Consider the following 23,197-nt stretch of genomic DNA (forward strand, 5'->3'; position numbering starts at 1 on the left):
AATTGGGGAGGATATTTGACGGGGAAAGATAAAGCAGCCCGAAGGCAGTCGTAACACCGCTGAAACACTCAACTTTTTGCTTCGCCAATACCCGACGGTCAACCGGGGGGCGGCCGGTTCCGATGCTACGCTTTCAACTTCTCGAGTCGAGTTGATGCGATGCAAAAAGAACCCTCACTCCCCAGCCGCTCGCCGGTGCAACGATGAAGCGAACCCTGATGGGAGGCATCGCCATCGCGGTGATCGGCGCGATGACCTATGGGCTCATCCAGTGGAACACCGTCGAACACCGCAAAGTGGACGCGCGGTGCAGCGAAGCCAAGCAGGCGCTCAAAAGCGTGGAAATCCGCGCACGGGCGTTGGCCGCCGGATTGTCGGTAGAAGAATATGCCAAGGATGAGGAAGCCAAAGTGGCGGCCTTGATCGATGCCCTCGACGCGGCGACCAATGAAGCCGAGGTCAACCGGGTGATAGAAGCTCACGCGGCCTCCATCGAAGCCCACGCAGCGGCGATCGATGCGGAGATCAATGCTCGGGGCGAGCAGATATTCCTTGACCAGCGCGCCATGAAACGGCGGATACCGGCCGACGTCAGACAGGAACTGCAACGCGCCGCGAAGGCGGTCAGCGTGTCTTGCGATTAGTGTTGCGCGCGTTCTGACACTTAATGTCAAACAATACTAAGGCCCGTTACCCGCCCGACAGCGTCTCCACCCATTGATACCCGGGCCAGTTTTGTCGCCAGTTGATACCATCCAGCACATTGATATGACGCTTTAATGTCTGGAAGAACTTTTTGTGAACATCATCCGTCAGTGGTTACGGCAACCCCATGCACGTCTCATTGCCCTCACCGGCCTGGTTCTGATCCTGCCCCTGTGCCTGCGTGCCGCGCTGGGCTGGTCCAATCCCCATGGCTACCTGTCGGACCTGTGCATCGGGAGCCTGCTCATCGTGCTCCTGCATCGACGCCCCTGGTGGCTGGCTCTGCCGATTTTGCTGGGCTGGGGTCTCATGGCCGTGGCGAGCGCCGAGCTGGTCAGCGCGGTCGGCCGGCTGCCCAATCTGTCGGACTTGCACTACTTGCTCGATCCGCAGTTTCTGGAAAACTCCACCGGCGGCGGATTCGCCCAACCCTGGTTGGCCGCCACCTTGCTGCTGGGACTGATGGCGTGGCTGTGCACCCACTGGCTGGGCGCTGCGACACCGGCACCCCGCCTGCCCCGTCATGCCTGGTCGGTGCCACTGGTGCTGCTGACCGCTCACTGGGGCGCGCAACACCTGCAACCTACCGATGCGGACCAGTGGCACGTGTTTAACTTGCCGCACCAAGTGCTGGCCGCTGGCGTGGGAGATGTTCAAGCGCGCGCGGAAGACTGGCTGGAAGGTGACGAGATCGATGTCGCTCCGCAGATGGCCGGCCTCACCGAGCTCGACCTGACCGGCCAACCCCTGCTGGCAGCCCCCGGACGTGCTCGCAACGTCTTGATCATTGCCCTGGAAGGCATTCCCGGCGCTTATGTGGGGGTCAACCGCCAGGCCTTGCACAGCAGCTATCAAGAGAACCTGATGCCGCATCTCAGCCAGTGGGCGGAACGGGGCATGAACACGCCGGATTACGTGCTGCACAGCCACCAGACCATTCGTGGCCTGTACGCGATGCTCTGCGGCGATTACGACAAGCTCGACAATGGCACGCCAAAAGGCGTGGAGATGCTGACCCAGAGCGAACGCAACCAGGCCTGCCTGCCGGCACAATTGCGCAAGAACGGCTTCTCCACCCACTACCTCCAAGGCGCCGGGCTGCGCTTCATGGCCAAAGACAAGATCATGCCGCACATCGGTTTCGACGCGACCCATGGTCTGGAATGGTTCACCAATGCGTCCTACCTCGACTTTCCGTGGGGCAAGGACGACAAGGCGTTCTTCGAAGGCGCGCTGGACTACGTCGGCCAGCTGGAGAAAAACAAACAGCCGTGGATGCTGACGTTGCTGACCGTCGGCACGCACCAGCCCTACTCGGCCCCGGACGACTATTTGCAGCGTTACGACACCGCCAAGCAAGCCGCCGTGGGTTACCTGGACGATGCCCTTGACCAATTCCTCGGCGGCCTGGAACGCCAGGGCATCCTCAAGGACACCCTGGTGGTGATCACGTCCGATGAATCCCATGGCATCGACGGCGTGCGCCTCGCGTCCTCCTGGGGGTTCAACCTGACACTGGCACCCGAGCAAGCGCAGCTCCCGCAGATCAAGACCGGGGTCTACGGCCATGTCGACCTGAGCACCTCGATCCTCGATTACTTCGCCTTGCCGATCCCTGCGACCCTGAGCGGTCGCTCGCTGTTTCGCCAGTACGATACCGGCCGCGAGATCATGTCGTTCACCAACGGCAAGTTGCGCTACCACGATGGCCAGGGCACCTTCACCGAGTGCGACTTCCAACAGCGCTGCCGGTATTACGCCAGCGAAGGCTTCATCGCCGAACGTGCCACCTTGGGCGGTCAATACGGGGGCAAGCGTGCGCGCCAGATCACGGCCCGGGCCGCCGCCCTGGACCACACATTGCTGCAGACACCGCTAAACCTGCACTATCAGTTCGGTAGCCCGACCATCATTCCGCTCCAGGCGCAGATAAAGGATGACTGGGCCGACAACCTGATCGGCGCGCAGTACCTTGAAATGCCCAAAGGCTCACACACCCGCGTGCGCCTGACCGTGCGCTCGGTCGACCCCCATCAGAACGCCTACATCCAGCTCAAGACCAAGGAGCTGGAACAGGATGTGCAATTGGGCTTGCCAAGCGAAATGCTCGTCACGGTCGACCAGCCACTGGAGATGGATTTCAGCTTCTCCAATCCGCAGTCGCGCAAGGCGTTCTCTTTCCATCTGCTGGGCTATGGGTCGGGCGCAGTCGAAGTCAGCGACTTCAGCGTGATCACCGAACTGCCGGGGCAAGAGGAATCGCCGAGCGAGACCCTCGACGATGACGTCGCCGAATCGAGCTGACCGGCGCAGGACGCCTGACCCAGAGCCGTGGCAACAGGGCAAGACAATTATTTGACGCCTGAAATCAATTGGATCCCACTGATAATTTAGCTGCTACCATTCGGGAAGGGATGGCCTTGACAGGTACTTCGGATGAGCAGTTCAGCTAAGCACGGTTGGAAATGGGCTTACGATAAACTTCGTGGCTTACACTGCTCCCGGACCACGGCGCTCTACCGGGCGACCCTCTATTGGATGCGCGGCGACACCGGATCCTGCACCAGCCAGGATAATTGGCAGAAAATTCGCCTGCGACGGTGATCTGTGGGAGCGAGCTCGCTCCGGAGGGCGTTCCGACGAAGGGGCCATCACATTCAATATCGATGGCGACTGACCCACCGCTTTCGCGAGCAAGCTCGCTCCCACAGGGATCCATGCGAGTTTGGATATCTTGTATCCACCACCAGTCACTGTGGGAGCGAGCCTGCTCGCGAAGGGGCCATCAAATTCAACATCAATGGTGACCGATCGACCGCTTTCGCCGGCAAGCCGGTCTCGCTCCCACAGTTAATCTGCGGTGAGTTTCAGGTTGGCGCAGCTTTTTCAGCTTGATTCGCTTTGCCGGATAAGCTTCTTGTCGATCTTGCCGACACTGGTCCTGGGAATCTCGGCGACGAACTTGAACTGCTTGGGGATCGCCCATTTGTTGATGCGGCCACGCTCGACAAATCCTTGCAGGTGCGTCTCGAGGATCTTGCGGTCCAGGTACTGCCCGGGCTCGCACACCACCAGCGCCATGGGCCGTTCACCCCATTGCTCGTCGGCAATGCCCACGACCGCGACCGACATCACCGCCGCGTGTTCGCTGATCAGGCTCTCCAGCGCCAGGGAGCTGATCCACTCCCCGCCCGTCTTGATCACATCCTTGATGCGGTCCTTGATTTCCACCCCGCCCAAAGCATCGATGGAGGCCAGGTCGCCGGTGTGCAGCCAGCCGTTGTGCCACAGCTCTTCACCCTTTTCCGGCTCCTTTAGATAGCCTTGGGTCAGCCAGGGGGCGCGCACCACGATCTCGCCCAACGATTCGCCGTCATGGACGACGTCATTGCCATTGGCATCGATGATTTTCAGGTCGACCATCGGTACCGGCGTGCCGGTCTTGATGCGGGTGGCCAGTTGCGCGTGGGTGGATTGCGCGAGGTCCGCTTCACGCAAGTAAGTCAGGCACAGCAACGGGCAGGTTTCCGACATGCCGTAGCCGCTGTGCACCTGAATGCCTTTGGCACTCGCTTCGCTGGCAATGCCCAGGGTCAACGCGCTGCCGCCCAGGAGCATTTTCCAGCCCTCGAAACGGGTTTGTTGCGCTTCTTCGCAGTTCAGGATCATTTGCAGAATCGTGGGCACGCAGTGGGAAAAGGTGACCTGCTCTTCACGGAAAAGCCGTACCAGGCTGTTGGGTTCGTAGCGGCCGGGGTACACCTGCTTGATCCCCATCAGGGTCGCGACATAGGGCACGCCCCAGGCATGCACGTGGAACATCGGCGTGATCGGCATGTACACGTCATCGGAGCGCAGCAGCGGCAGACCTTGATAGACGCCCAGCGTGCCCACGGCATTCAAGGTGTGCAACACCAATTGGCGGTGGGTGAAATACACGCCCTTCGGGTCGCCCGTGGTGCCCGTGGTGTAGAAAAGCGTCGCCACCGAGTTTTCATCGAAATCGGGAAAGTCGTACTGGTCTGCCGCACCGGCCAACAGGTCTTCATATTCCCCCAGCAACGGTAACGACGTGTTGGTGGCTGTGTCGTCCGTAAGCTGCAGGTAGCCTTTGACGGTCTTCAGCTGTCCGTGAATCTGTTCGACCAGAGGCAGGAAATCGTCATGCACCAGCACCAGGTCGTCCTCGGCGTGGTTCATGGTGTAGAGCACCTGGTCCGGCGAAAGACGGATGTTCACGGTATGCAGCACCGCGCCGATCATCGGTACGGCAAAGAAACATTCCAGGTAGCGATGGCTGTCCCAGTCGAGCAGGGCCACCGTATCCCCGGCCTTGACGCCGGCCGCGGTCAAGGTGTTGGCCAGTCGCCGGATCCGCTGGTTGAGGGTCTGGTAGCTGTAGCGCAGTTTGTCGGCGTAGACGATTTCCCGTCCAGGCTCGTAGCGCACGCCGGACAGCAACAATTGCTTGATCAGCAAGGGATAGGCGTAGGCGCCGTCGGCGGGCGGAATTATTTTTGTCGCCATCATGGTTGGGTCCTTGTGCTTTCAATCAGAAGTGCGCTGCGTCCAGCTCGTAGAGGGATTCGCTGCCAGCCTTGACTGACGCGCTCAACGAATGAATGCGCGGCAGCAGGCGGGCGAAGTAGAAACGCGCCGTGCCCAGCTTGCCGGCGTAGAAATCATCCTCGGCCTGTTTGCCCGAAGCCGCGTTGGCCATCAAGGCCCACATGTAGGCATAGGCTGTGTAACCGAATACCTGCAGGTACTCGACCGAGGCGGCGCCGATTTCGTTGGGATTGCCTTGGGCTCGATCCAGCAGCCATGCGGTCAGCTCGTCGAGGGTGTCCACGGCGGCGTTCAACGGCTGGGTGAACTCGCCAAGCTCGGCGCTGGCGCTGGCGGTGAACTGATGAATTTCGTCGGCGAACAACCGGTACAGCGCGCCGCCGCTGCCGACGATCTTGCGCCCGGCCAGGTCCAGTGACTGGATGCCGTTGGTGCCTTCGTAGATCTGGGTGATGCGCACGTCGCGCACCAACTGCTCCTGGCCCCACTCACGAATGTAGCCATGGCCGCCGAAGATCTGCTGGCCATGCACTGTGGTTTCCAGCCCCATGTCGGTGAGGAACGCCTTGGCCACCGGGGTCAGCAGCGACACCAATTGCCGGGCGCGGCTGCAGGTTGCCGCGTCATCGCTGTACCTGACGGTATCCAGTTGCAGCGCGACGTAGCTGGAGAACGCCCGCCCGCCTTCGTTCAAGGCCTTCATGGTCAACAGCATCCGCCGTACATCCGGGTGCACGATGATCGGGTCGGCAGCCTTGTCCTGGTGCTGCGCACCGCTCGGCGCACGGCTTTGCAGACGCTCCCGCGCATATTCGACAGCGTTCTGGTACGAGCGCTCACCCAACGCCAGGCCCTGGATGCCCACGCCCAGGCGTTCGTAGTTCATCATGGTGAACATCGCTGCCAGGCCCTTGTTCGGCTCGTCGATGATCCAGCCGGTGGCCCCGTCGAAGTTCATCACGCAAGTGGCCGACGCCTTGATGCCCATCTTGTGCTCGATGGAACCGCAGGACAGCGCGTTGCGCTCCCCCAGCGAGCCGTCGTCATTGACCAGCACCTTGGGCACCAGGAACAGGGAAATGCCCTTGGGACCGGCGGGCGCATCCGGCAAGCGGGCCAGCACCAGATGAACAATGTTTTCGGTCAGGTCGTGCTCGCCGCCGGTGATGAAAATCTTGCTGCCGCTGATCTTGAAACTGCCGTCGGCCTGGGGTTCGGCCCGGCTGCGAATCAGGCCCAGGTCAGTGCCGGCATGGGCTTCGGTCAGGCACATCGAACCGGTCCAGGTGCCGGCGTACAGGTTCGGTAGATAGCGCTCCTTGAGTTCCTCACTGGCGTGGGCATTGATCGACAGGCAGGCACCGGCGGTCAGCATCGGGTACAGGCCGAACGACAGGCTGGCCGAGTTGACCATCTCCTCGACTTGCGCCGAAATCGCCTTGGGCATGCCCATGCCACCGAACTGCGGATCACCGCCAACCCCCACCCAACCGCCTTCGGCGAAGGCCTGGTAGGCGGCGCCAAAACCGTCCGGCGCCTTAACCGCGCCGTTGTTCCAGGTGCAGCCCTGCTCGTCGCTGCCGCGGTTCAGCGGAGCGACCACTTCGGCGCTGATCTTGCCGGCCTCTTCCAGGATCGCGGCGGCCGTTTCTTCATCGATTACCTCGGTCAGGCCGGGCAATCGGGCCCAGAGCCGTGACACCTCGAAGACCTCGTTGAGGACGAAGCGCATGTCGCGCAAGGGAGCTTTGTAATCAGACATCGTTGCTTACTCGGAAGTGGTCAGGGCATGTGGCATGTCCTGACGTTGGGATGTACCGGTTTTATCCGTTTGCGCCACCTGGGCTTGCTTAACGGGGTGACGCAGCAGGAAGTACGACAGGGCTGGAATCAGGATCAGCGCGCCGAGCATGTTCCACAGGAACATGAAGGTCAGCAGGATGCCCATGTCGGCCTGGAACTTGATCGGCGACCAGACCCAGCACACCACGCCAGCCGCCAGGGTGATGCCCACCAGGCCGACGACCCGGCCGGTGAACGACACGGCATTGCGATAAGCCTGGGACAGCGGCAGGCCCTGGCGCTGGTAATGCAACTGCACACTGAGCAGGTACAACGCGTAGTCCACGCCAATGCCGACCCCCAGCGCGATCACCGGCAGTGTCGCGACCTTGACGCCGATGCCCATGACCACCATCAACGCTTCGCAGAGGATCGAGGTCAGCACCAGCGGCAGCAGGGCCACCAGGGTGGCGCGCCAGCTGCGGAAGGTGATCAGGCAGAACAAGGTCACCGCCGCATAGACGTATAGCAGCATGGTGCGGTTGGCTTCGCGCACCACGATGTTGGTCGCGGCCTCGATGCCGGCCGACCCGGCGGCCAGCAGAAACTGGCGATCTTCGCTGTTGTTGTCCCGGGCGAACTGGTCGGCGATGGCCACCACGGCATCCAGGGTCTCGGCCTTGTGGTCCTTGAGGAAGGCGATCACCGGCATCAGCGAGCAGTCGTTGTTGAACAACTCCGGGGAGTTGACCGAGGCCTGCTGCGCGGCATAGTTCAGCACGTCCTGATTGCGCTGGATGCTGTTGAGCTTGGGGTTGCCCTCGTAAGTACCGGCGGTGATCTGGCGCACCGCGTTGACCAGCGACGCCGTCGCCTGAACTCCCGGGGACTGCTGCAGCTCCCAGGCCAGGCGGTCGGCGAGGATCAGCGTCTTATAGTTCAGGCACCCTTCCGGCGCGGTCTTGATCATTACCGCGAACAGGTCGCTGGACAGCGCGTAGTGGCTGGTGATGTAGGCGTTGTCGCGGTTGTAACGCGAGTCGGCACGCAACTCCGGCGCGCCACTTTCCAGGTCGCCGATCTTCAGTTGCAAGCTGACCATGAAGCCGCCGATGCCCATCAGCGCCGCGACCAATACCGCCCCGGTGGCCCACCTGCGGGTAGTGAAGCGGTCGAGCAGGTCCCACAGTTTGCCGAAGCCTTTGTGCCCTTCGGCGCGGGTGTCGATTTTCAGCGCGCGCTCGGCCGCCTTCGCGCCGACGCCGACATAGGACAGCGCCACCGGCATCAGCAACAGCGAGGTGAAGATCAGCACCGCCACCCCGATGCTGGCGGTGATCGCCAGGTCGCGGATCACCGGGATATCGATCAGCATCAACACCGCGAAACCCACGGCATCGGCCAGCAATGCGGTGACGCCGGCAATGAACAGGCGGCGGAAGGTGTAGCGTGCGGCGATCAGTTTGTGGGTGCCACGGGCGATGTCCTGCATGATGCCGTTCATCTTTTGCGCGGCATGGGACACGCCGATGGCGAAGATCAGGAACGGCACCAGCACTGAATACGGGTCGATGGCGTAACCCAGCCAGGCGACGATGCCGAGTTGCCAGACCACCGCGATCAGCGAGCAGCCGACCACCAGCAAGGTGCTGCGCACGCAGCGGGTGTAGGCATAAATGATCACCAGCGAGGTGACCACGGCCAGGCCGAAAAACATCATCACCTGAATCAGCCCGTCGATCAGATCACCCATGAGTTTGGCGAACCCGATCACCCGGACTTTGTATTGACCCTTGCCCTCCTCCCCGGCCTGGCGCGCCGCGCTGTCACCGGCGAACTCGATCTGGTCGCGCAATTGCGCTTCGAGCATCTGCGAAAAGGCGTGGTAGTCGATGCGCTGACCGCTGGCCGTGGCCTTGTCCAGCAGCGGCACGATCAGCATGCTCGATTTATAGTCGCTGGCCACCAGGCTGCCGACGATACCGGCACGGGAAATATTCTGGCGCAGCTGTTCTATTTCTTCAGGTTTGCCCTGGTAGGTATCCGGCATCACCGGGCCACCCTGGAAACCTTCCTCGGTGACTTCGGTCCAGCGCACCGCCGGGCTCCACAACGACTTCATCCACGCGCGGTCGACGCCTTCGGTGAGGAACAGTTTGTCATTGACCTGCTTGAGCACGTCCAGGTAGCCGGGGTCGAAAATATCACCCTGGGTGGTCTCGACCACCACCCGCACCGAGTTGCCCAGGCCGCGCAGCGACTGGCGGTTTTCCAGGAAGTTCTGGATGTACGGCTGGCTCTGCGGAATCATTTTCTCGAAGCTGGGGCGCAGCTCCAGGCGAGTCGCGGCCATGTAGCCCAACACCACGGTGGCCAGCACCATCAGCAGCATGAACAGCGGACGGTAGTTGAACACCAGCCGCTCCAGCCGATTGCCGGATTGGCGATCGAAGTCCCGCAGCTCGCGGATCACCGGCATGCTGTCTTGTTTGATATTGCCCATGTCTGGGTTCTCGCTTTAAGGGTTCGAGGGCTTATTCAACGGACAACGTCCGTGCACCACGGCTGCCAACCACCGCCAGCGCACCGTTGGCGGCGCGGGTGACGCCCGTCACCGGGACCGGCCCGCCGTGTCGCGTCCAGTGCATTTGCGCACCGACGCCCTGGCTCACCAGCATCTGCCCGCCCTGGGTGAACAAGCGGTAGTCACCCCGGGCATCGACGATGCCGGCGGTGAGGCTGATCTGCAGGCCGGTGTCCAGCGGAGTCCAGCTGAGGCCGCCATCGGTGCTGCGCAGCACATTGCCGCGCAAGCCGTAGACGAGTGCTTCCCCGGGCTTGCCGACCACGCCGAAGAAACTGCCTTGATAGGGTGTCTGCACGGCGGCGAAGCGTTGCGCTGCGTCATCCCATTTCAGCAACAGGCCCTGCTCGCCGGCGATGTACAGCGCATCGCCGGTGGAGGCGATGGCATTGAGGTGAAAGCCCTGCGGGTTGTCGGTGCGATCCTGGAACGGGGTCCAGCTCTGACCGCCGTCCTCGGTGCGCAAAATCAGGTTGAACACCCCGACCACGTAACCGAGCCGGTCATTGGCAAACCAGACATCGAGCAAGGGTTTGTCGGCACCCTGAGCCACCAGGCGCTCACCTTCAGCGACCAGCAGCGGCCATTGTTCGTTGCCCGGTTCTGCACTGGCCAACGCCTGGTAATGCTCGACCAGCAAGGCACCGATCTGGCGACCGTCCAGTTGTTTGCGCCAGGTCGCACCCCCGTCGTCGCTGTGCAGGATCACGCCGTCACCGCCCACCGCCCAGCCCTGGGTGGCGGAAGGAAAACTCACCGAATTGAGGTCGGCACTGACCGGCACCGCGGCCTGTTGCCAGTGGTTGCCGACGTCATCGGAATACAGAATGTGGCCACGCTGCCCGACGGCGACCAGACGGTCGCCGGCCCGGGCCATGCCGGATAACGGGCTGGTGACAGCCAAGGGACTGACCTTGGCCGGCAGATCCAGCACGTCGACGTAACCTGACGCCTGGCTGAGGCCCTGCGACAGGCAGAGCACAACGCCAAAGGCCAGTTGCAACATATTATTTTTATACGAACACATACTGCGTCCTCTTCGGAAAACCGCACCACACCTCGCGCAGTGCAGCGCATGCCGTTGTAGGAGCGAGCTTGCTCGCGATGGACCTGAGGACGACGCGGGCATCCAGAAAACCCGCGTAATCGTTAACGTCCATCGCGAGCAAGCTCGCTCCCACAGTGGATCGTGCGAGCGTCTGCTTGCGGTTGGCTCAGCGAATACCGGCGCCGGCCAGAGACTCCGACGACCATTGCGCCTTGGAAAGCGGATCGATGTACTTGATGCCGCCGTAAGGCCCGACCACGCCGTTGATGTTGTAGGAACCACCGACCAGGTCGTAGATCATGAAGGGCGTGGAATCCGGGGTCTGCTTGTCGTAGCTCTGGCTCAGGAACGCGAAGGAGCCACGGTACAGCTGGCCACGGGCGTCGTATTGGTCGGAGGCCAGAGCAGTCCAGCTGTCTTCATCGAGGTAGAAGCGGCGCTTGGCGTAGATGTGTCGGGCGCCGGACTTGAGCGTGCCTTCCACCACCCAGACCCGGTGTTTTTCCCAGCGCACGTAATCGGGAGCCAGGTGATTGGCGGTGGTCAGCGCCTTGGGGTCCTGGGCGTAGGTCAGCTTGTAGGTGTTGTAGGGCACGATCATTTCCTGCTTGCCCACCAGCTTCCAGTCGTAGCGATCGAGCGCACCGTTGAACACGAACACATCGTCGTAGGTGCCCGCGCCGGCGGTGCCCGGATTCGGGGTGTCGTAGGCCAGGTTCGGCGCCAGCTTGACCCGACGCTGACCCGGCAGGTACTGCCAGGCACGACGTGGTTGCTGCAGCGGGTTGGCGGCGTCCTTGAGCATCACCGCTTCACCGGCCCGGCGCGCAGGGCCGGTGTAGGACAACTTCATCTGGTAGTACACGTCGGCGCTGCTGATCGGCTGCGCCAGGTTCTCGTAGATCGGATAGGAAATGAACGCCTGTCCCGTGGTCGCCAGGCTTGGCACGCCGGCGGAGTCGACGTTCCACGAGTCGTACTTGGAATTGATGCTGACCCCCTGGAAACGCAGCAGGAAGTTCCACATGGCCTCGTTGCCCGTCTGCGGGATCGGGAACGGCACGCCGGGCAGTACGTTATCGACCGCCAACCCGCCCTCGAGCGACTTGGCGCCAGTGGCATTTTTTACCCCGTTATCCAGCACCGCTTTCGGCAATGAGACGGTGCGGTGGGTCGGGTAGACATTGATGTGGAAGCTGGAGAAACGCTTGGCCAGTTCCACGGTAGTCGCCGTGAGCGCGCCCTTGTACTGATCGACGTTCTTGCCGTCGATCACCAGTACCGGTTTCTCATTGGCGAAGGGATCCGGGCGCATGCTGTCACCGGTTTTGAAACTGGCCGGCGGCGTGGTCAGGCCACCGGCATACGCGGGAATGGAACCATCGGCATTCCCGGCTTTTTCAGCCCCGACCAGGGTCAGGCTGGTACCCAGTTTGGCGGCTTCCTGAGCCGACACAGCGGCGTGCGCCTGGGCGGCAATGACCATCGCCAGCGAGGCGGCCAACACGGTTTGTGCGAATTTCATCTTGTTATTCTCCTGCTTACTTCGAGTAAGCCAGTGGTGAATCAAAAAGTGGTTTTCATCGTCAGGTAAACGGCGCCACGGTCCTCAGTCGTGGCCCCCCCACCGGAGAAGGCCGAGTAGCCACCGCCGTAACATGCGTAGTTTTCATTGCCGCTAAAGGCATTGGGAGTAGAGCCGTCGCCGCTGCCGGCATTGACCGCGCCGGTGCTCAGGCCGCTGGTGTCGCACTTGTCGGTCTTGCCGAAGGCGTCTACATACTTCAGGTCGATGAAGTATTTGTTGTACACAACGGCACCCACGCCCACGGCATAGTTACCGGTGTCTTTGGCGCCGCCACCGGACACCGGAGACACACCGTCGAGGCCGACGTTGATCGACATCGGCGCGCTCAGGTCGACCCCCGGGAATACCTGGTACCAGGTCGGGGTGAAGTTGACCGCGATGCCCCAGTTGTCCCGGGTCGGCGCGTCGATGCCGCGGTAGCTGTCCTGGCCCTTGTAGAGCGCTTCGTTCTTGCTATCGAGCTTGAGCAGGTTGCTGTAATACAGCTCGGCGAGCAGGGTGGCCGAATCGAACACCGGGGTTTTCGGGAAGGTCATCAGGCCGTTGAGCGTCCAGTGCAAGGTGTCGCCGGTGGCGGCCATGCTGTCGCCCTTGTGCGGGGTGTCATACACCACGCCGGTGGCAGCCGTACGCGCCGGCAACAGGCCAAGGCCCGCGCCCAGGCCCAGCGGACTGTTGGTGCTGACAATCGCCGGAATACTGGCCAGCGGCATGTTGTGACGCACGTTCAGGTCCGAACCGACGCTCACCCCGCCAACATCCTTGGACAGGCTCAGGCCAACAATCTTGATGTTGTCGGCATAGGCCATTTGATAGGTGGCGGTGCCCAGCGAGTTGAGCGTATTGACCACCGCAGGCACTTGCCCTGCCGGCGGCGTGCCGTTGGGGTTGGCCGAACTCAGGCCCCTGGCATCCAGCCAGGCTTGCGGGAGGATTTCCGAGGTCTCGCGGTAGTAAACGCCGAGGGTGCCATCCAGCCAGGCCGGCGACCACTTGGCCATGATCCCCCAGTCTCCGCGCTTGTCAGGGGTCAGGTCGTGACCGCGACGCACATTGGTCAACCCGTTGCAGGGGGCCAGGCCGCACCCCAGCGGGCTGCCCGGCACCACGCCATTGGTGTTGCCCAGCAGGAACGATTGCGCACCGAAGCCGACCAGATCCGAACCGCCATAGTAAGTGCCGGCTTCAGGCAGGCGGGCGGCATCCCAATCGAGGAAATACTGGGCGCCTACGGTCAACTCGGGATTGACCGTGAACGACATCGACAACTGGTTACGCGGAACGAACAGTTCCTTGGCTTCGGTACCGGGCGAGGCGGCCAGCTTGGCCAGGTCCAGGCCGGACTGGCCGTAACTGATCGAGTGCACCGGGTTGAGAATGGTCTCGCCCCAGAACACGTTGTGCTGGCCGGCCTTGGCGCTCAGCAGCGACTCCTCGCCGATTTCGGTGCTGTAGAACACGAAGGCATCGAGGATTTCACCGGAAGGACCGGTGTAGTAACGCCGGGCATAGTTGCTCAGGTGCGGGCTGCCGTTGCCGACGTTGTCGCCGGTGACCGCGGCAAGGCGCGGGTCATTGGCGACCAGGCCCGACGTCCCGCCATTGCCGTTGACGAACGGGTTGGAATTGGAACCGGTGTTCTCGTAGGCCTTGTCGTACCAACTGGCGGCGCTGACGCGAAAACCCATGTGGTTCTGGTAGACCACATCCATCTCGGTCAACAGGTCGACACGGTTGGTAATGTTGGTCCCGGCCTTGCGGAAGTTGTAGTCGCCGTCGTTGTTGTTCGGCGTTCCCAGCATGCGCTTGTCGGCGCTTTCGGTGCGTACGCCGTAGTTGTACTTCACGGTGTTATCAAGACGCACGGTCCAGTCCGGGTTACCTGTATCGAGCTCGACTGCCTGGGCGACCGGCACGGCGGCGGCCAGAATAGCCGAGGCCAACAAGGTGTAACGCGAGGGTACGAACCCGTGACGCTTAGTGTTGTGCATTGCGTTGTCTCCGCCTTTTTGTATTTGTTTTAAGCGCAGCCGCCCTCGCGCAACCCCTGATGGGGTTTACGTTGTTCAGGAATGAGGGCATATGCCGGATGACGCGGGCCAACCGGCGCCTGAACTAGCGATCCAGCTCGAGGATGAGTGCTTCGGCTTGTGGCCAGCGCCCGTACCCGGCAGCAGGATTGAGATGACCGACATCGCCCAGGTTGAATATTTCGCTGCCCCAGCCTTCGGCCATGCGCGTGACCGCGTCCAGGCTGGCGAGGTGGTCGTTGGTGCTGGCGGCCACCAGGCTGCGGAACGGCAGCCGGCCTTTGGGGAGAGGGTCCCAACCCTGGGTGCGCAGGGTTTCGGCGGATGGGTAACCCTGCGGCCATTGGGCGTCAAGGTCCGGCGGAGTGGCCAGCAGCGCGCCTTTGATCGGCCGATCGTGCCGGGCAGCCCAGTGGGCGACCATCAGCACACCGGCGCTGTGGGCAACCAGAATCACCGGCCCGTCGATCTGCTCCAGTGCGTGTTGAATCGCTTCGATACGCTTGGCGCAATCAAGCCTGGCAGTTTCCAGCGGCGGCACACTGCGCACCTTGGAGAGCCTGGCTTCAAGCAGCGTTTGCCAATGCTCGGCAACGTGGTCGCGCAGACCCGGTACGATCAGAACGGTTGCGGCAGTTTGCAGTCTGTCCACTTCAACACCTTCGCTTACTCGATGACTCGACTGGCTCATTGGCCAGGGGCTTTTTGTAGGACTGACATTAAAGAGCGCCCGCCCCGGGCGCTTTTCATTGGACGTCAGGCACTTTTCTTTTCATGACAAATTCCCCGGTGACAGCGAACGCCGACCATTGGTCGAATGCCCCCCCCGGCTTTTCTGAAGCGCACTGTAATCACTGGGTGAGCGTCAATTGCTTCATGACCACGGTGGTGATTGCGGACAGAATCGGCGCAGCGCCTTCGACGACGTCACAACTGTTCAATTGCTGATGTGCTGGCTATAGTCGCCACGCTTATTCGATTCGCAACCGGCCCAGGAAAGACCTTCGCATGCCCAAGCTTGTTCGCGCCGCCGTCTTGACCAACTACCTGGAAGTCACCCAGTACCTGGGGTTCAACCCACGCGATGTCCTGGCCGGCGTCGGCTTGAGCAAAGCCCGGCTGCAAGCCCCTGAACATCGCATTCCCATCGATGCCGCCGTGCGGCTGCTGGAGGATTCGGCCGCCGCCAGCGGCTGCCAGAGCTTCGGCTTGAGCATGGCCGAGTCGCGCCAGCTGTCGCACTTCGGCGTGGTCAGTCTGCTGCTCAGCCACCAGCGTACGCTGCGTGATGCGTTGCAAGTGCTGGTGCATTACCGGCATCTGATGAACGACTCGCTGGCCCTGTTCATTGAAGAGGCCGGCAAGATGGTGATCATTCGCGAAGAGGTGATCGCCGACTCGCCCATGTCCTGCCGACAAGCCAACGAACTGGCGATCGGGGTGATGTTCCGCCTGTGCGCCGCCCTGCTCGGCGCGCACTGGCAACCCTACAGCGTCAACTTCACGCACCAGCCCCCCGACAACCTGCAACTGCATCGCCGCCTGTTCGGCTGCAAACTGGAGTTCGGCAGCGAGTTCAATGGCATTGTCTGTCCCGATACCAGCCTCGACATGACCAATCCCCACGCCGACCCGGCCATGGCGCGTTATGCCCAGAGTTACCTCGACTCGCTGCTGGGTAACGAGGGCCCTTCGATGCTGTTCGAGGTGCGCAAGGCCATCTACCTGTTGTTGCCGATGGGACGCGCCACCATCGAGCAGATCGCCCAGACCCAGGGCATGAACGTGCGCACGCTGCAGCGCCGTCTCAAAGACGACGGTTGCGCCTTCAACGACTTGATCAATGACGTGCGCCGCGACCTGGTGTTGCGCTACCTGGACAACCCGAACTACTCATTGGGCCGGATCGCCGACATGCTCGGCTATTCCATGGCGAGCTCCTTCACACGCTGGTTCATCGCCCAGTTCGGCATGCCGCCGGCAGCGTGGCGCAGCGCGCAAAAACAACCCAAGGCACCCGCCGAACCGAGCACCCTGCCCCGCCCTGCGCCACCCGCGGACGACTGAGAGAAGCTTGCAAAAAAAAGCGGCGACTGCTGGTACAGTCGCCGCAAAAACCGCTGTGGATACTGCAATCCCCTGTGGGAGCGGGCTTGCTCGCGAAAGCGGTGGGTCAGTCGCCATCGATATTGAATGTGCCGGCCTCATCGCGAGCAAGCTCGCTCCCACAGGGTTCGTGCCTGGTAGACGTTTATGCCCCCCAGCGCAGCAACCCCAGCACCAGCACGACGAGGAACACCGTCTCCCCGAGCATCAACAGGATGGGCTTGATGCCCACCGCCGCCAGCTCCTTGAGTTGGGTCTTCATGCCCAGGGCGCTGATGGAGACCACCAGGCACCAGCGCGACAATTCATTGACCGACCCCTGCACCACCGGGGCTATCCATCCGGTGCTGTTGATACAGGCCAATATCAAGAACCCGACGGCGAACCATGGCAGCAGCGGCGGTCGCTTGCCGGCCGGGTCGGCGCCCTGCAGGCGGGTAATCATCGCGGCGCAGACGATCACCGGCAGCAGCATGGCGACCCGCATCAGCTTGACCACCGTCGCCGTATCGCCGGTCTCGGTCGACATGCTGTAGCCGGCACCGACGACCTGGGCGACATCATGGATGGTCGCGCCGAGGAACACGCCCGCCATTTGCGGCGACAACGCCAGCCAGTTGGCGATCATCGGGTACACAATCATCGCCAGGGTAGACAGCGCCGAGACCCCGATCACCGTGAACAAAGTCGCACGCTCTTTCTGCGGATGGTTGGGCAATGCCGCCGCCAGAGCCAACGCGGCCGAGGCACCACAAATCGCGGTCGCCCCACCGGTGAGCATGCCGAACAATCGCTGGAAGCCCAGGGCCTTGGCGGCGACCACCGACACGCCGATGGTCACCACCACCACGATCACCACCAGCGCCACAGGCTTCCAGCCCAGCGCCGCCATCTGTTCGAGGGTGATGCGCATGCCCAGCAGCGCCACGCCGATGCGCAACACGGTGCGTGCGGTAAACTCGATGCCGGCCTTGCAGGCACTGTCGCCGGCCAGGAAATTCAACGCCATGCCCAACAGCAACGCGAACAGCATCACCGGCGCGCCGTAGTGCTCGGACAGAAAGGACGCCGCGGCGGCCACGATCAGGCTGACGATAAAACCGGGCGCCAATTCGCGCGTTCGGCTGTGGATACGGGTGAGAGCAATGGCGCTCATGGCGCGGACTCCTCGGAAACGATGACGATAAAGGCCTGGCCGTCGATGATCTCGACCGGGTAATTGGCGACTTTGACAGCCGTGGAATTGAGCAGGTAACCGCTGCGCAGATCGAAGCGCAGGCCATGGGCGCAGCACTGAATCACCCGCCCCTGAAGGCGTCCGCCACACAGCGAGGCGCCCTGGTGCGGGCAACTGTCGTCGATGGCGTACAGGTCCCCTTCGACGTTGAACAGCGCCAGGCTTCTGTCATCGAATTCGAACAATGCACGGCCGCCCGCCGGTGGGTATTTGCTCGCAGGCACGGGGATGCGCCGGTTCATGCAGAGTGGCGCTCTTGACCACTTTCCTTCAGCGCCTGGCTCATGGCTCCGAGCAACGCCACTGCCGGTTGCGCGCCCACCACTGTCATGCGCCGGTCGAACTGAAAACTCGGCACGCCACTGTTCGCCCCGGGTGATCCGGCAAATGGCGTGGCATCGCCCGTCAGGCAGTCGGCCACGGCCTGTGCATCAATGCCACAGGAGCGAGCAATCGCGAGCAAGGTCTCACGGCAACCCAGGTCTTCGCCCCTCTGGAAATAAGCGGCGAACAGGCGCTCGAGCAAGATGTCCCGTTGAGCCACATTGCCCAGCTCGCTTGCCCGCTGGAACAAACGATGAGCGTCTGCGGTATTGGGCATGGTCGCGATGCGGCCCAGGTCAATGGCCAGTCCGACCGCCGCAGCCGCCTGCTGTACCTGGGCCAGGCGCGACACCACAGCGTCGGCACTGCCCAGACGCTGGCGATAGAAGTCGGCGAAGGGCTCACCTTGTACCGGCAACCGAGGCAGCAACTGCACGCCATGCCACGCCGTGGTGATCTGCACACCCGGGTGGCGACTGCGAAACTGTACCTGTGCATGCTCCAGTTGACGCTTGCCGATCAGGCACCAGGGGCAGATGAAATCGAAGAACACATCAACTCGTAGACGACCACTCACAACTTCACCTCTAACACCGCTTTACTCATCGAATCGTGGACTTGCTCGCCTTTGAGCCGGGCAATGTCCTTGTGGTAATGACACTTGGCATAAAAGAACACGGCCGCTGCGGCGAGGCTGACCAGTGGCACCAACTGGAAAGCCGCGTGCAAGCCGATGAGGTCGGACACCCTGCCGGTGATGAACGGCCCGGGTGCCAGCCCCAGCATGTTGTTGGCCAGGGTCAGCGTGGCGAACGCCGTGCCGTGGACCGAGTAATGGGTCAGGTTGGCAACCATCGCCCCACATGGCCCGGTCGTGCCGGCGGCAATCAACATGCCCAGGCAGATCAGCGCCAGTTGCACCGGACCTGGCGGCAGGGCGAACGCCGCCGACAGCAGCAAACAACTGCCCAGGCAATAGGCGATGGCCAGGGCGACCTTGCGCTCCGGGCAATGGCGACTCAGGCGATCGCTGAGCATGCCGCACAGGATCATCCCTGCACCGCTGCACAGCACGATGATCGCCGCGACGCCGCCCGCCTTGTCCGTGGGCATGTCGTAATAGCGATTGAGGTAACTGGGCATCCACACGATCACGGTGCCGCCAACGAACAGTTGCAGGCCACTGCCGATGTAGGCCGCGATCACCGAGCGGCTGGAAAACAGCGTACGCAATGGCCGCTTGACCGCGGCAGCCGCCTTGTTCGCCGCCAGGGCGGCGCGGCGCGGCGCAATGCGTGCTTCCTTGACGATGATCGGGTAAAGCACGGCGAGCAGCAGGCCGAACAGCGCCATGCCGGCAAACGACCAGCGCCAGCCGAGCTTGGCGGCGATCGCGCCGCCCAGTGCCATGCCCAACACCGAACCGAACATCCCGCCCGCCATGAACGCACTGGCCAGGGTCGCACGCAGGTGTTTGGGGAACACCGAAATCACCACCGCGATGCCGACGCTGCCATACGCCGCCTCGCCGACGCCGACCATGAAGCGAGCAATGAACATCTGCTGGTAGTCTTGCGCCACGGCACAGCCCAGGGTCGCCAGGCTCCAGAGCAAGGCCATCAGCGCCAGGCTCTTGACCCGGCCGAAGCGATCCGCCAGCAAAGACAGGGGAAATGTCAACAGGCCGACCATCAGCGCGACGATGCCACTGAGCAGGCCGAGCTGGCCGTCGCTCAGGGCCCATTCGCCCTTGAGCATCGGGAACACCGCGTTCAGCACCTGGCGTGACATGTAATCGGAAATCAACAGCCCGAACGTCAGCGCAAAGACGATCCAGGCATACGGGCGCGCAACGCCGGCAGCACTGTCGTCATCGTCTGCGGCGATTGGGTGAAAGGCCATGCAGCCTCCTCAAAGCTTTGTTTTATTTTTGTTATCAAGCGTGTTGCAGGGCAGCGAGCGGGAAGCCGTTGGACTCCCGCTACGCCTGCCGATCAGCCGCGTTGCGGCACACCTTTGTGCCCAGCCCTGCGGTTGGGGGCCATGCCGTTGGCCAGCAGCGTTTCTTCGATGCTCTGGTACTGCACGCCGATGCGGTAGATCTCACGGGCTTCTTTGCCGGTGGCGATGTCGCGCCCCAGCTCATGGGCGATGCGCACGGTTTGCCTGATCTGTGCAACCGAGCCGAAACGATCGCCCTTGTGATCAATGATAGTGTCTTCATTGCCCACGCGCGGGTGCATGCCCATGGCCATCGACATGGTGTTGAACGGCATGACGTTCTTGAGCAGCGACTCGGAGGTCAGGGTGCAACCGTCCGGCGCGCGGTGGATGAAGTTGAAGAAGTTGAACGGATTGGGGCCATCGAAACCGCCACCGATACCGATCCAGGTCAGGTTCAACGGGCCTTTGTAGACGCCCCTGCGTACCAGGCGCTCGAGGGTTTCCAGGGCATGCATGCCGGTCAGCTGGAAATGCGGCTGGATACCGTTGGCCATCAGGCGCTTGAGGTGCTCGGCGACCCAGGCCGGGCCTGCGGGCACGGTCATCTCACTGTAAGCCGCTTGATACAGGGGGTTGGCCAGGGACGTGCCTTCCAGGTACTCCGGGTACAGCAATTCCATGATGTTCATCTGGGTGGTATTGATGGCCACCGTGACCTGATCCGGCTTTGGCGTCAGCTCGGCCAGCATGTGGCGCGTGTCGTCCGACAGCCACAACGCGGCTTCGCCATCGCTTTCCGGGGCGAAGGAAATCGAACCGCCGACCTGGATGATCATGTCCGGCACGGCTTCACGTACACCGGCGATCAACTCGTTGAACTTGGACAGACGCTTGGAACCCTTGCCGTCCAGTTCGCGCACATGCAAGTGCAGGACGGTGGCACCGGCCTCATAACATTCGACCGCTTTTTGCACCTGTTCGTCCATGGTCAGCGGGATGTCTTCGGGGAAGTCTTCCGGCATCCACTCCGGGCCGTACGGGGCCACGGTGATGACCACCTTTTCCATGTTTTCCGGGTGCAGGGAATCGTCGAAGAATTGCATGGGTTACTCCTGTTTTTATGATTGTCGCGCCCACCCGGGGCGTGCCGGGCAGACGTGTTTACGAGTGCGAATGTAGAGGGGGTCGATCAGTACGTCTTGTCGCCGATGATGCCAGCACGTTCCATCTTGCGATGGCACCGCGGGTAATCCATCACGGCGTAGTGCTGGGTGCTGCGGTTGTCCCAGATGGCGATGCTGTTGGGCTTCCAGCGCCAGCGCACCTGATATTCGGGGATGTAGGCCTGGCTGATCAGGTAGCGCAACAACTCGCTCGCGCCCGGGTTGGCGTCCTGGCCGAAACGCACCCGCTCGGGGGTGTGGTAATTGCTCAAGTGCGTGGTGAAGGCGTTGACGAACAGCACCTTCTCCCCGGTTTCCGGGTGGGTGCGCACCACCGGGTGCTCGGCATCCGGATACATCGCCTTGAGCGCCAGGCGTTTTTCGATCGGCATGGCGGCGCCAAAGCTGGCTTCGATGCTGTGACGGGCGCGCAGGTCGGCAATCTTCAATTTCACGTCTTCCGGCAACTGCGCGTAGGCCTCGACCATGTTGGCCCACATGGTGTCGCCCCCCACCGGCGGGCACTCTACGCAGCGCAGTACGCAGCCCATGGGCGGCGCCTCGCGCCAGGTCGCGTCGGTGTGCCAGGCGTTTTCGTAGCGGTCCAGCGGCTGGTCCGGGTCCTTGTAGATGCGCACCAGCCCGGGATAATCCGGATCACTGCCGGCCACAGGATGATCTTCCAACTCACCGAAGCGCCGGGCGAAGGCCACGTGCTCGGCGCGACTGATGTCCTGATCGCGCAGGAACAGCACCCGATGCTGGAGCAACCGGGCACGAATCTCGGCAAATAGACCGTCGTCATGCACCGCATCGGCGAGGTTGACGCCGATCAGTTCGGCACCAATGCTGCAGGTCAATTGTTCGACTTTCATGGCTGGCAACTCCTTAAATGACGAAAATCGACGAGCCCGTGGTCTTGCGTGACTCCAGGTCGCGATGGGCCTGGACGGCATCCTGCAAGGCATAGTGCTGGTTGATCTCGATCTTGATCCGACCACTGCCGACATGGTCGAACAATTCTCCGGCCAGGGCGGTTTTTTCTGCCGGATCGGCGATGTAATCGGCCAGCGCCGGACGGGTCAGGAACAGCGAACCTTTCATCGCCAGCATCACCGGGTCGAAGGCCGGGATCGGACCGGACGCCGTGCCGACGCAGACCATCAGGCCGCGGCGCTTGAGCGAATCCAGCGAGCCCGTGAAAGTGTTCTTGCCGACGCTGTCGAACACCACGTTGACCCCCACGCCGTCCGTCAACTCGCGCACGCGCTGGGCGACATCTTCGTGGCTGTAATTGATGACATGGTCACAACCGTGGGCCAGGGCAATCTCACCCTTGACCTCGGTGGACACGGTGCCGATAACGTTCAGGCCCAACAGCTTGGCCCACTGCGAAACGATCAGGCCGACACCACCGGCAGCGGCGTGCAGCAGAATGCTGTCGCCGGGCTTGAAGTCGTAGATGCGACGCATCAGGTACGACGAGGTCAGCCCGCGCATGGTCATGGCCGCGGCCGTCTCGAAACTGATGGTTTCCGGCAGCTTGATCAGCGGCGCGGCCAGGATCAGGCGTTCGGTGCTGTAGGCCCCCAGGGTGTTGAGAAACCCGGTATAGGTTACTCGGTCGCCCACCTGCACATTGGTCACCCCCTCGCCAATGGCCTGGACCACGCCCGACGCTTCGACGCCCATGCCATTGGGCATCGGGATCGGGTAGGTACCATTGCGAAAATAGGTGTCGGCATAGTTCAGGCCGACTGCCACATGACGCAGACGGACCTGGCCTGGACCGGGTTCGCCGACGTCGATCTCTTCATAGCGTAGGACGTCGGGACCACCGGTTTCGTAGAAGCGTACGGCGTTGGCCATTTTTTCTTATTCTCCAGTCTGTGCAGCGTCGATTTGCGCTGATTGGACTGTAGGACGCAGCCTGGCGAGCCGCTTTACATCAGACGACAATGGCTTTTCATTTCATGACAGTCGACCATCGGGGCGCAACGGCGGCACCGCGCGTAAAAAAAAACGCCACTCAAACGAGTGGCGTTATCCGGTGCGAAAAACCTGACCCGAGACTGTCTTAAACTAAAACAGGGTCCGGTACATTGCACTGATTCGAT

17 protein-coding genes are annotated in these 23,197 nt (G+C 62.2%); 3 read left to right on the top strand and 14 right to left on the bottom strand.

Features of this window, described 5'->3' with window-relative positions; genetic code table 11:
• Window positions 1-203: 203 nt before the first annotated feature.
• Complete coding sequence (locus tag J2W17_RS12165; RefSeq protein ID WP_307333906.1) at window positions 204-644, top strand: hypothetical protein; 441 nt, start codon at window positions 204-206, stop codon at window positions 642-644.
• Window positions 645-798: 154 nt separating this feature from the next.
• Complete coding sequence (locus tag J2W17_RS12170) at window positions 799-3,009, top strand: LTA synthase family protein (RefSeq protein ID WP_307333908.1); 2,211 nt, start codon at window positions 799-801, stop codon at window positions 3,007-3,009.
• A gap of 582 nt (window positions 3,010-3,591) precedes the next feature.
• Here J2W17_RS12170 and J2W17_RS12175 read toward each other — a convergent pair.
• From J2W17_RS12175 to J2W17_RS12205, 7 genes are all read right to left on the bottom strand, one after another.
• Window positions 3,592-5,235, bottom strand: a complete 1,644-nt coding sequence (locus tag J2W17_RS12175) for a fatty acid--CoA ligase (RefSeq protein ID WP_307333910.1) — start codon at window positions 5,233-5,235, stop codon at window positions 3,592-3,594.
• 22 nt (window positions 5,236-5,257) lie between these two features.
• Window positions 5,258-7,036 carry an acyl-CoA dehydrogenase C-terminal domain-containing protein gene (locus J2W17_RS12180; RefSeq protein WP_307333912.1) on the bottom strand — a complete coding sequence of 593 codons (1,779 nt, stop codon included), beginning with the start codon at window positions 7,034-7,036 and terminating at the stop codon, window positions 5,258-5,260.
• A 6-nt stretch (window positions 7,037-7,042) separates the two neighbouring features.
• Window positions 7,043-9,559 (bottom strand): efflux RND transporter permease subunit, encoded by a 2,517-nt coding sequence (locus J2W17_RS12185; RefSeq protein WP_307333915.1) that lies wholly within the window; start codon window positions 9,557-9,559, stop codon window positions 7,043-7,045.
• A 31-nt stretch (window positions 9,560-9,590) separates the two neighbouring features.
• Window positions 9,591-10,667, bottom strand: a complete 1,077-nt coding sequence (locus J2W17_RS12190; protein ID WP_307333917.1) for a WD40/YVTN/BNR-like repeat-containing protein — start codon at window positions 10,665-10,667, stop codon at window positions 9,591-9,593.
• A 187-nt stretch (window positions 10,668-10,854) separates the two neighbouring features.
• Complete coding sequence (locus J2W17_RS12195) at window positions 10,855-12,213, bottom strand: DUF1329 domain-containing protein (RefSeq protein WP_307333919.1); 1,359 nt, start codon at window positions 12,211-12,213, stop codon at window positions 10,855-10,857.
• Window positions 12,214-12,254: 41 nt separating this feature from the next.
• Window positions 12,255-14,267: a DUF1302 domain-containing protein gene (locus tag J2W17_RS12200; protein WP_307333921.1), complete on the bottom strand. Its 2,013-nt coding sequence runs from the start codon at window positions 14,265-14,267 to the stop codon at window positions 12,255-12,257.
• Window positions 14,268-14,391: 124 nt separating this feature from the next.
• Window positions 14,392-14,958 carry an RBBP9/YdeN family alpha/beta hydrolase gene (locus tag J2W17_RS12205; RefSeq protein WP_307333923.1) on the bottom strand — a complete coding sequence of 189 codons (567 nt, stop codon included), beginning with the start codon at window positions 14,956-14,958 and terminating at the stop codon, window positions 14,392-14,394.
• A 356-nt stretch (window positions 14,959-15,314) separates the two neighbouring features.
• On the opposite strand from J2W17_RS12205, the gene J2W17_RS12210 reads away from it, so the two are divergent.
• Window positions 15,315-16,373 carry an AraC family transcriptional regulator gene (locus tag J2W17_RS12210; RefSeq protein WP_307333925.1) on the top strand — a complete coding sequence of 353 codons (1,059 nt, stop codon included), beginning with the start codon at window positions 15,315-15,317 and terminating at the stop codon, window positions 16,371-16,373.
• A 184-nt stretch (window positions 16,374-16,557) separates the two neighbouring features.
• Here the strand turns inward: J2W17_RS12210 and J2W17_RS12215 are convergent, their stop codons facing one another.
• The 7 genes from J2W17_RS12215 to J2W17_RS12245 form a co-directional block, all read right to left on the bottom strand.
• Window positions 16,558-17,568: a YeiH family protein gene (locus J2W17_RS12215; protein WP_307333927.1), complete on the bottom strand. Its 1,011-nt coding sequence runs from the start codon at window positions 17,566-17,568 to the stop codon at window positions 16,558-16,560.
• Window positions 17,565-17,891, bottom strand: coding sequence for a Rieske (2Fe-2S) protein (locus J2W17_RS12220; protein WP_307333929.1), 327 nt, complete (start codon window positions 17,889-17,891; stop codon window positions 17,565-17,567). Before J2W17_RS12220 ends, J2W17_RS12215 begins: the two co-directional genes overlap by 4 nt.
• Window positions 17,888-18,550, bottom strand: coding sequence for a DsbA family oxidoreductase (locus tag J2W17_RS12225; RefSeq protein WP_307333931.1), 663 nt, complete (start codon window positions 18,548-18,550; stop codon window positions 17,888-17,890). The genes J2W17_RS12220 and J2W17_RS12225 overlap by 4 nt, the downstream gene beginning before the upstream one ends.
• The gene (locus tag J2W17_RS12230; RefSeq protein WP_307333933.1) at window positions 18,547-19,875 is read right to left on the bottom strand and encodes an MFS transporter; all 1,329 of its coding nucleotides are present in this window, start codon (window positions 19,873-19,875) and stop codon (window positions 18,547-18,549) included. Before J2W17_RS12230 ends, J2W17_RS12225 begins: the two co-directional genes overlap by 4 nt.
• Window positions 19,876-19,967: 92 nt before the next feature.
• A complete protein-coding gene (locus tag J2W17_RS12235) occupies window positions 19,968-21,020 on the bottom strand; it encodes a 3-keto-5-aminohexanoate cleavage protein (protein ID WP_307333935.1) in 1,053 nt (350 codons plus the stop codon).
• An 86-nt stretch (window positions 21,021-21,106) separates the two neighbouring features.
• Complete coding sequence (locus J2W17_RS12240) at window positions 21,107-21,955, bottom strand: TauD/TfdA dioxygenase family protein (RefSeq protein WP_307333937.1); 849 nt, start codon at window positions 21,953-21,955, stop codon at window positions 21,107-21,109.
• Between the two features lie 13 nt (window positions 21,956-21,968).
• Window positions 21,969-22,949, bottom strand: coding sequence for a quinone oxidoreductase family protein (locus tag J2W17_RS12245; protein WP_307333939.1), 981 nt, complete (start codon window positions 22,947-22,949; stop codon window positions 21,969-21,971).
• Window positions 22,950-23,197 lie beyond the last annotated feature (248 nt).

This window comes from Pseudomonas lini, assembly GCF_030812475.1.
Lineage (GTDB): Bacteria > Pseudomonadota > Gammaproteobacteria > Pseudomonadales > Pseudomonadaceae > Aquipseudomonas > Aquipseudomonas lini_A.

What these genes read in the sequence shown, in the direction of transcription:
- J2W17_RS12165 (WP_307333906.1), top strand. Translation starts at nt 204, where the DNA reads ATGAAGCGAACCCTGATGGGAGGCATCGCCATCGCGGTGATCGGCGCG.
- J2W17_RS12175 (WP_307333910.1), bottom strand. Translation starts at nt 5,235, where the DNA reads ATGATGGCGACAAAAATAATTCCGCCCGCCGACGGCGCCTACGCCTAT.
- J2W17_RS12180 (WP_307333912.1), bottom strand. Translation starts at nt 7,036, where the DNA reads ATGTCTGATTACAAAGCTCCCTTGCGCGACATGCGCTTCGTCCTCAAC.
- J2W17_RS12185 (WP_307333915.1), bottom strand. Translation starts at nt 9,559, where the DNA reads ATGGGCAATATCAAACAAGACAGCATGCCGGTGATCCGCGAGCTGCGG.
- J2W17_RS12190 (WP_307333917.1), bottom strand. Translation starts at nt 10,667, where the DNA reads ATGTGTTCGTATAAAAATAATATGTTGCAACTGGCCTTTGGCGTTGTG.
- J2W17_RS12195 (WP_307333919.1), bottom strand. Translation starts at nt 12,213, where the DNA reads ATGAAATTCGCACAAACCGTGTTGGCCGCCTCGCTGGCGATGGTCATT.
- J2W17_RS12200 (WP_307333921.1), bottom strand. Translation starts at nt 14,267, where the DNA reads ATGCACAACACTAAGCGTCACGGGTTCGTACCCTCGCGTTACACCTTG.
- J2W17_RS12210 (WP_307333925.1), top strand. Translation starts at nt 15,315, where the DNA reads ATGCCCAAGCTTGTTCGCGCCGCCGTCTTGACCAACTACCTGGAAGTC.
- J2W17_RS12215 (WP_307333927.1), bottom strand. Translation starts at nt 17,568, where the DNA reads ATGAGCGCCATTGCTCTCACCCGTATCCACAGCCGAACGCGCGAATTG.
- J2W17_RS12220 (WP_307333929.1), bottom strand. Translation starts at nt 17,891, where the DNA reads ATGAACCGGCGCATCCCCGTGCCTGCGAGCAAATACCCACCGGCGGGC.
- J2W17_RS12230 (WP_307333933.1), bottom strand. Translation starts at nt 19,875, where the DNA reads ATGGCCTTTCACCCAATCGCCGCAGACGATGACGACAGTGCTGCCGGC.
- J2W17_RS12235 (WP_307333935.1), bottom strand. Translation starts at nt 21,020, where the DNA reads ATGCAATTCTTCGACGATTCCCTGCACCCGGAAAACATGGAAAAGGTG.
- J2W17_RS12240 (WP_307333937.1), bottom strand. Translation starts at nt 21,955, where the DNA reads ATGAAAGTCGAACAATTGACCTGCAGCATTGGTGCCGAACTGATCGGC.
- J2W17_RS12245 (WP_307333939.1), bottom strand. Translation starts at nt 22,949, where the DNA reads ATGGCCAACGCCGTACGCTTCTACGAAACCGGTGGTCCCGACGTCCTA.